This window comes from Armatimonadota bacterium (assembly GCA_029907255.1).
Classification (GTDB): domain Bacteria; phylum Armatimonadota; class UBA5829; order DTJY01; family DTJY01; genus JAIMAU01.
In genome coordinates this window covers 1-7,555 of record JARYMF010000025.1, presented here as the reverse complement: position 1 = coordinate 7,555, position 7,555 = coordinate 1, and the positions used below count along the sequence as shown (strand labels likewise).

Below are 7,555 nucleotides of genomic sequence, written 5' to 3'. Positions count from 1 at the left end.
AGAAATTGAATTTCAAATATTAAGCGGCCTTCCTCCCTCACGCGGCGTCGCTGCGTCAGGGTTTCCCCCATTGCGCAAGATTCCCCACTGCTGCCCCCTACTCCCGGAGAGTTTGGGCCAAATTATCGGATATCTTACCCTCCGGGATTCGGGGTCGGGGCCGTGTCTCAGTCCCCGTCTGGCTGGCCGTCCTCCCAGACCAGCTACCCGTCATCGGCTCGGTGGGCCTTTACCCCACCGACTACCTGATAGGACGCGGGCCCATCCTGGAGCGGAGAGTTTAATCTCCCTTTAACCGGTCTGACATGCGTCAGACCGGCCACATCCGGGATTACCCCGCCTTTCGACGGGCTATCCCGGTCTCCAGGGCAGGTTGCCCACGCGTTACGCAACCGTTCGCCACTGAGGAGCGGGAGTGTGGGAGTCAAGGTTGCAAAACACAACCACCCTTCGTTTTTGTCTTCCCGCTCCTCCGTACGACTTGCATGTGTTAGGCACGCCGCCAGCGTTCGCCCTGGACTGGGATCAGATCCTCCCAGAACCTTTGCTAATTTTTAAGCGTTCCAAGCCGGCTTCGCCGAACCAAATTGTCAAGGTGCATTTCTTCTAAATATTGTGTGCCCGTTCTTGCCACATGATAAACGCAACTATCAGCTCAACCTCAACATTTACAAATTTTTGAACTCGCTTTGGCATACTTCTTGCATTTATTTTGGATGGAGCGATTTGGCAAAGACACACAAGCAGTAAAGCTTCAAAAGAGACAGCCAAACCAACCCAGATAAGTAGGCGCGGCTTCAAGATAAATATATGACTATCAGTTTTTGGGCAAGAAAGCCTATACGCTGATCGGAGAGCTTTCTTTACCCCAAAAAGCCAGAAACAGCCACCTGTGGGGGGTGGCTGTTTCTATTTTGAACCAATGCTTGCGCCTTGACTTTTGGCATGCAATATCCTAAAATTCTCACACTACCGGTCGGTTGAAAAATTATCAGCATCTCAAATAATTGCAAAGAGGACTCATATGCCCACTAACCCGTTTCGTTTCCTAATCCCATGGATTCTCCTTTTGGTGATTCTTCCATGCATTGCCGTAGCACAACATTCGAAGGCGTCACCAACAAGCCCCGCAAAGGCGGCTTACGATAAGGCTGGGCAGCTTGCTAAAGCAGGCAAACTCAAAGAAGCTGCCGTCGAGCTAAAGAAAGTAATCAAGCTTGACCCTAATTTCATCCCTGCCTATGCCAACCTAGCGCAGATAAGCTTCATGACTGGAGATTTAAAATCCGCTGAGGCTTACCTAAAAGCCGGTCTAGGTAGGAAGCCAAACGATGCTAAGCTTCATTTGATGCTTGGACAGGTTCGTCTTCGTGCTGGAAGACGCGATGAAGGCAAAGCCAGCCTGAAAAGAGCTATATCTCTTGATCCTAAATTAGCCGATGCCCATATGGAACTTGGCACGGCATATGCAATGGAAAAAGAGTTTAAGCTTGCAGAAGCTGAGTTTAAAGAGGCAGTAAAGCTGAATCCAAAGGACGTGCAAGCTCAGTTTAACCTTGGTTCAGTTCTCGCAAGCCAAGGCAAGTTAAAAGAGGCGGCTGCTGCTTTCAAACGTGTTACAGATATCAACCCCAAAGATGCATACTCATGGTACGCACTTGCCTCATGTCAGGCGAAAATGAACGATTGGAAATCCTCCTTCCAAAGCATCAAGAAAGCCGTCGCCTTGGACCCACAAAACAAGAACTACCTTGCATTTATGGGCTCAGCAGGCATTCAAGCAGGGCAATACAAGGAAGCAGCCAATGCATTGGATAAACTTTCACGCCTAGATGCAAAAAACTCAAAAGTTTATTTCGAAGCAGGCCGCGCGTATTTTGGACTTAAAAACTATGGCGAAGCCGCAAAACGGTTTGCCAAAGCTTCTGAGCTCGACCCAAAGGACGACTTAGCCGCTTCCAATACAGGCGTATGTTATTCCCAGATTGGTAAATTTGATGAAGCGAAAAAATGGTTTGAGAAAGCTATAAAAATTAATCCAAAAGAAAAAAGCAACTACCAAGGTTTGGCGTATATTTACGAGCAGCAAGGCAAGTATGACGATGCAGTTACGCAATACCGCAAACTACTTTCCGTCGATCCCAAGAATATTGAAACGACTAGTCTAATAGCTGCCATCTATGAACGCAAACATAATTATGACAAAGCAATAGAAGTATACCGCCAGCATTTGAAAAATGATCCAAAACAGCTTCAGGCATATGTGAACATAGTTAGGCTTCTGCGGATGCAGCAAAAGTTTAAAGAAGCCCTAGACGAAGCAAAAAAGATGCTCGAAATTGCGCCTAATAATGTGGAAGCTTTGACAACCATAGCGCAAGTTTACGAGTCAATGAAAAACTATGACGAGGCACTAAAATACTATGACAAGGTAAAGCAGATTTCTCCAAAAGCTCAGCCTGCATACCTTTCAGCCGCATCAATATATGAAGGTAGAGGCAAGCTTGAAGAAGCTATCAAGGAATACGAAGCTCTTGCAAAGGCAGACCCCACAAACCCAATGCCTTTTGCTAGGATAGCCGAAATACTCGAACGACAGGGTAAAATCGAAGACGCCATTGCAAAATATAGAGAAATCGAAAAGATCACTCCAAACAATGTCTTCTTACTAAAAAATATCGGCAGGTTGCTCGAACAGCTCGGCAAGAAAGAAGAAGCAATTGCTGAATACAGAAAACTCGCCAGCCGGGCCCCCGATGACCCAACAGCACGGCGCACACTAGCCGAAGCGTTAAATAGAAATGGACAATACGACGAAGCAATTAAAGAATATGAGGTTCTACTAAAGAAAAACCCTAAAGATGTCGATGCTATCTGGGCAATTGGCCGGATAATGGTTGACCAGAAAAAAGACAATGAGGCAATTGCAAAATTCAAAGAAGCGATTGCTATTGACCCCACTTACGCTCAGGCAATTGATACGATGTTGCGCGTATACGAAAAAAACGACAACGCCAAAGCTGGCCGAGAATTCGTTATCAATCTTATAAATAAGGATCCCAACAACCGCTCGGCTATGATGGCTCTTGTTGATTCGCACGAAAGGACCCGTTCGCTTTCCGAAGCAATCCTATTTTTCGAGGATTACCTCAAAAAGCACCCGAATAGTAGAGCTGCAAGGGAAAGCTTGATAGCTGTTTTTGACAAGCTTCAGCTCAAGGATGATGTCATTCGCATGTACAAGGAAATGATCGAAAAAGATCCAAACGATATCATGGCTCGCAGCTCGCTTGCCCAATACTACGAACGACAAAACATGATAAACGAGGCGATTGCCGAATACGAACAACTTGCGAAAGACCGCCCTGCTGATATATACCCGCGCTACAGGCTAGCACAAATTTACGCTCAGAAAGGCGAGAAAGAAAAGGCAATAGAGATATACAAAAAGCTGCTGAAGGAACAGCCTGACAACCCATTCCTAAAGGAAGCAATGGACGACTTGCTTGGAACGCCACCCGAAGTCTCCCCACCTGCTCCTGGGGACCAAACGCCAGCGCCAGCACAGAGTCCGCCACCACCAAATGAAAACAAACCGGCTGAAGGCGCCAATCCGCCAGCAGAGCCTGCGCCTGCTCCCGTTGAGCAGACAAAATGAAACGAGGTGAACACAACCCAATACCTTTTAACCTAAGGAGGGTTCAGTTGAGAACAAAGTTTGGGGCAATTATGCTGGGCACAGTCCTAGCGCTTACAATTTCGTCATGCAGTAAGAAGGAGGAAAGCAAAAAGGAATTTCGCGTCGGCGTTACACTTCTTACCAAAAGCCATCCATTTTACCAAGAACTTGAAGCCGCAATGCGGGAAACTGCTGAGAAAGAAGGCATCGAGCTTAACATACAATCCGCCGAATTCAAAATGGATGACCAGCAGGCACAAATTGAAGATTTCATAACACAACAAGTAGATGCAATCGTTGTTTGCCCTGTTGATTCCGATACAATTGGTGGGGCGATTCGACGAGCGAACGAAGCTAAAATTCCTGTTTTCACTGCAGACATCAAGGCAAACGAAGGCGATGTTGTATGTCATATCGCTTCTGATAATGTAGCTGGCGGCCGTTTGGCTGGCGAGTACATGGCAAAGCTCTTAAAAGGAAAAGGAAAGATTATTATCATCGACCACCCAAAAGTCATGAGCGTCCGCGACCGAACCAAGGGCTTTGTCGAAGCAATTTCGAAGTACCCTGGTATTAAGATAATCGACCGCCCGCCAGGGGATGGCGAACGTACAACCTCGATGAATGTGATGGAGAACATGCTACAAAGGCATCCTGACCTAGATGGAGTGTTCGCAATAAACGACAGTACTGCTTTAGGTGCATTAGCAGCAATACGACAAGCAAAGCGGAATGATATAGTTATCGTTGGCTATGACGGCGACCCAGAAGCAAGGGATGAAATATTAAGAGACAGCCCCCTCAAAGCTGATGCAGTCCAGTATCCGCGAAAAATAGGCGAAATGACGATAAAAATGGTTGCCAAGTACCTAAGAGGCGAAAAAGTTCCAAAGGTTGTACCCATCGAAGTTGGTTTGATAGACAAAAAGTCGCTACAAGCAGAAAAGTAAACTTTCTAGGAGAAGTTAAAACTGGGTAGAAAACATGGGTGAAAAGCTTGCCCTCGAAATGAGGGGCATCACAAAAACCTATCCTGGCGTAAAGGCGCTTGATAATGTAGATTTTGAAGTTGCAAAAGGCGAAGTACACGCGCTTGTCGGCGAGAACGGCGCCGGAAAATCCACACTCATGAAGATTCTTGCCGGCGCTCAACCAATGGACTCCGGCGAAATACGCATAAATGGCGAGGTGGTTCATATTACCTCGCCGCAAAAGGCAATGGACCTCGGCATAAGCATCATTTACCAAGAGTTTAACCTCGTCCCATACCTCAATGCTGCTGAGAACATTTTCCTTGGTCGCGAGCCAAAGGGGATACTACCTGGTTTTGTGGATTTCAAGACTATGTATGCAGAAGCTCAAAGGGTAATTGACTCTCTTGGAGTGAAGCTTGACGTTCGAACACCAGTTAACCGCCTTTCGGTCGCCCAGCAGCAGATGGTCGAAGTGGCAAAGGCGACATCACGAAATGCCTCCATTATCGCAATGGATGAACCTTCCGCAACACTTACCGAACACGAGCTCCAAAACCTCTTCGAGCTGATTCGCTCACTCAAGAGCAAGGGCGTTAGCATCATATACATCTCCCATAGGTTGGAGGAAATTTTCCAAATAGCAGACAGGGTAACTGTTCTCCGAGATGGCAAGCTCGTTGGAACAAAGCCAGTCTCTGAGATTGACCGCGATGAAATCATTCGGATGATGGTTGGGCGCGAACTCAAAGAGAAGATTCCCAAAGAGAGCGTCGAGTTTGGTCCCCCAGCACTAACAATAAAAGGCCTATCTCGAAAAGGGATTCTGCATGATATCAGTTTTACAGTTCACAAAGGCGAAGTGCTTGGCATTGCAGGGCTTGTCGGCGCAGGCCGCACAGAACTTGCACGTGCAATATTTGGCGCAGACCCCATAGACACAGGCGAGATATGGCTAAATGGGACCAGAGTAGATATTCGCTCGCCAAGAGATGCAATTCAGCTGGGCATTGGCCTTGTCACCGAGGACCGGAAGGAACTAGGCCTAATATTGGGGATGGTAGTCCGAGAAAACATTAGCCTTGCCAACCTTGATTCACTTACACGGTTTGGGTTTGTTAACCGCCGTGAAGAGAGAAAGGCAGCCCTGAAGTTTGTCGAAGATCTAATGATAAAAACGCCAAGCATAGAACAACAAGTCCAGAACTTAAGCGGCGGCACTCAGCAAAAGGTTGTGCTTGCAAAGTGGCTCTTCACCCGGTCTAAGGTCTTAATATTTGACGAGCCAACCCGGGGCATCGATGTAGGTTCAAAAGTTGAGATCTACCAATTGATGAACCAATTGGCGGCAAACGGTACAGCTATCATAATGATTTCCTCCGAGCTACCGGAGATTTTAGGCATGAGCGACAGGATTATTGTAATGCACGAGGGGCGAATTGCCGGCGAATTTTCTAGAGAAGAAGCAACTCAGGAAAAAATAATGCACCTTGCCACCGGAGGGCAGTAGGGGCAAACCAGGGTTCAAAACTAAAACTCAACCCAAGCGTCTGACGTGCGCTTAAATATGCATTGTCTGTTTAATACTCCATATTTCGCCTAAGGTTTTAAATATGAAGCTAGCCTCTTACCTTAGAAACACATCCCAATATGGTATTGTTATTTTCCTCATTCTCCTTAGCATTTACTTTGCTTACACCACTGATGGTATTTTTCTCAGCGCCCGAAACATTGAGAATGTTTCTCGGCAGATAGCCATCAACACGATATTAGCAGTTGGCTTAACCTTTGTAATCATCTCTGGCGGAATTGATTTGTCCGTTGGTTCGGTTCTTGCACTTGCCGGCGTAATTTCTATGAAAGTTCTGTGCGATGGCTTGGTAATTGGCCAAAGCACCGTTATTCATCCGCTATCCGCTGAATATGCAATCATACTTTCAGCGGTTATCGCTCTACTAGCCGGCGCAATCGCCGGGGCTTTCAATGGACTCGTAATAACTGTCTTTCGAGTAGCTCCTTTTGTGGCAACTTTGGGAATGATGACAATTGCCCGAGGCCTTGCTTATGTTTATACTGACGGTCGCCCAGTGAGCCCTTTACCTAGCGCTGTTAGAGAATTCGGTGCATCAACCATTCCACATACAGGAATACCAACACTGGTATTCATTGCTCTCCTTGTAGTCGCATTAGGGCACATTATGCTAACCCGTATGAAATTTGGCCGCCATGTGTATGCCATAGGTGGAAATGAAGAAGCGGCAAGGCTTTCGGGAATAAACATTGCACAATCCAAGTTAAAAATATATGCGCTGTGTGGAATGCTCGCTGGTCTCGGCGGAATGCTCCTTGCAACGCGCCTTGCATCTGGCGACCCAAAGTCAGGGACGATGTTCGAGTTAAACGCAATTGCTGCAGCAGTGCTTGGGGGCACAAGCCTTATGGGCGGGCGTGGAACAGTGTTAGGCACACTAATCGGAGCACTAGTTATCGGCGTTCTCGACAACGGTTTGATACTTCTAGGAGTCTCAGCATTTTACCAAATGGTCGCCAAAGGCTTTGTCATCCTCGGCGCAGTAATTCTTGACCAATTGACACGCCGAACTTGACCGTTGCTTAACGAGCATGATAGATTAGGTATAAGGGCTCTTATGCCAAACTTCACGTCGCAAATCACCTCAAAGAGTGTATTTTCTAAAAGCCGAAGGAAAGCTATCCTTATGGCTGCTGGTGCCGCTACGATTGTCATCCTAATCTTCGTCGCCTACATCCCGGCAATACAAGGAGGATATATCTGGGACGACGACGTCTATGTTACCGAGAATACGCTCCTAACGGCTCCGGATGGGCTTAGGAGGATATGGTTTACATTAGATTCTCCCTCGCAATACTTTCCGCTTGTCTACAC

The 7,555-nt window shown here is 46.9% G+C and carries 5 protein-coding genes and 1 rRNA gene; 5 read left to right on the top strand and 1 reads right to left on the bottom strand.

Annotated elements, in window-relative coordinates:
* A 16S ribosomal RNA gene (locus tag QHH26_13565) occupies positions 1 to 541 on the bottom strand; the annotation flags it as partial.
* A gap of 483 nt (positions 542 to 1,024) precedes the next feature.
* Between QHH26_13565 and QHH26_13560 the strand changes: the two genes are divergently transcribed.
* From QHH26_13560 to QHH26_13540, 5 genes are all read left to right on the top strand, one after another.
* Positions 1,025 to 3,658, top strand: coding sequence for a tetratricopeptide repeat protein (locus QHH26_13560; protein ID MDH7482977.1), 2,634 nt, complete (start codon positions 1,025 to 1,027; stop codon positions 3,656 to 3,658).
* Between the two features lie 47 nt (positions 3,659 to 3,705).
* Positions 3,706 to 4,629: a substrate-binding domain-containing protein gene (locus QHH26_13555; GenBank protein ID MDH7482976.1), complete on the top strand. Its 924-nt coding sequence runs from the start codon at positions 3,706 to 3,708 to the stop codon at positions 4,627 to 4,629.
* Between the two features lie 34 nt (positions 4,630 to 4,663).
* Positions 4,664 to 6,160, top strand: a complete 1,497-nt coding sequence (gene gguA / locus QHH26_13550) for a sugar ABC transporter ATP-binding protein (protein ID MDH7482975.1) — start codon at positions 4,664 to 4,666, stop codon at positions 6,158 to 6,160.
* A 103-nt stretch (positions 6,161 to 6,263) separates the two neighbouring features.
* The gene (locus tag QHH26_13545; protein ID MDH7482974.1) at positions 6,264 to 7,256 is read left to right on the top strand and encodes an ABC transporter permease; all 993 of its coding nucleotides are present in this window, start codon (positions 6,264 to 6,266) and stop codon (positions 7,254 to 7,256) included.
* Between the two features lie 111 nt (positions 7,257 to 7,367).
* Positions 7,368 to 7,555: hypothetical protein (locus QHH26_13540; protein MDH7482973.1), on the top strand; the 188-nt coding region annotated here is incomplete at its 3' end.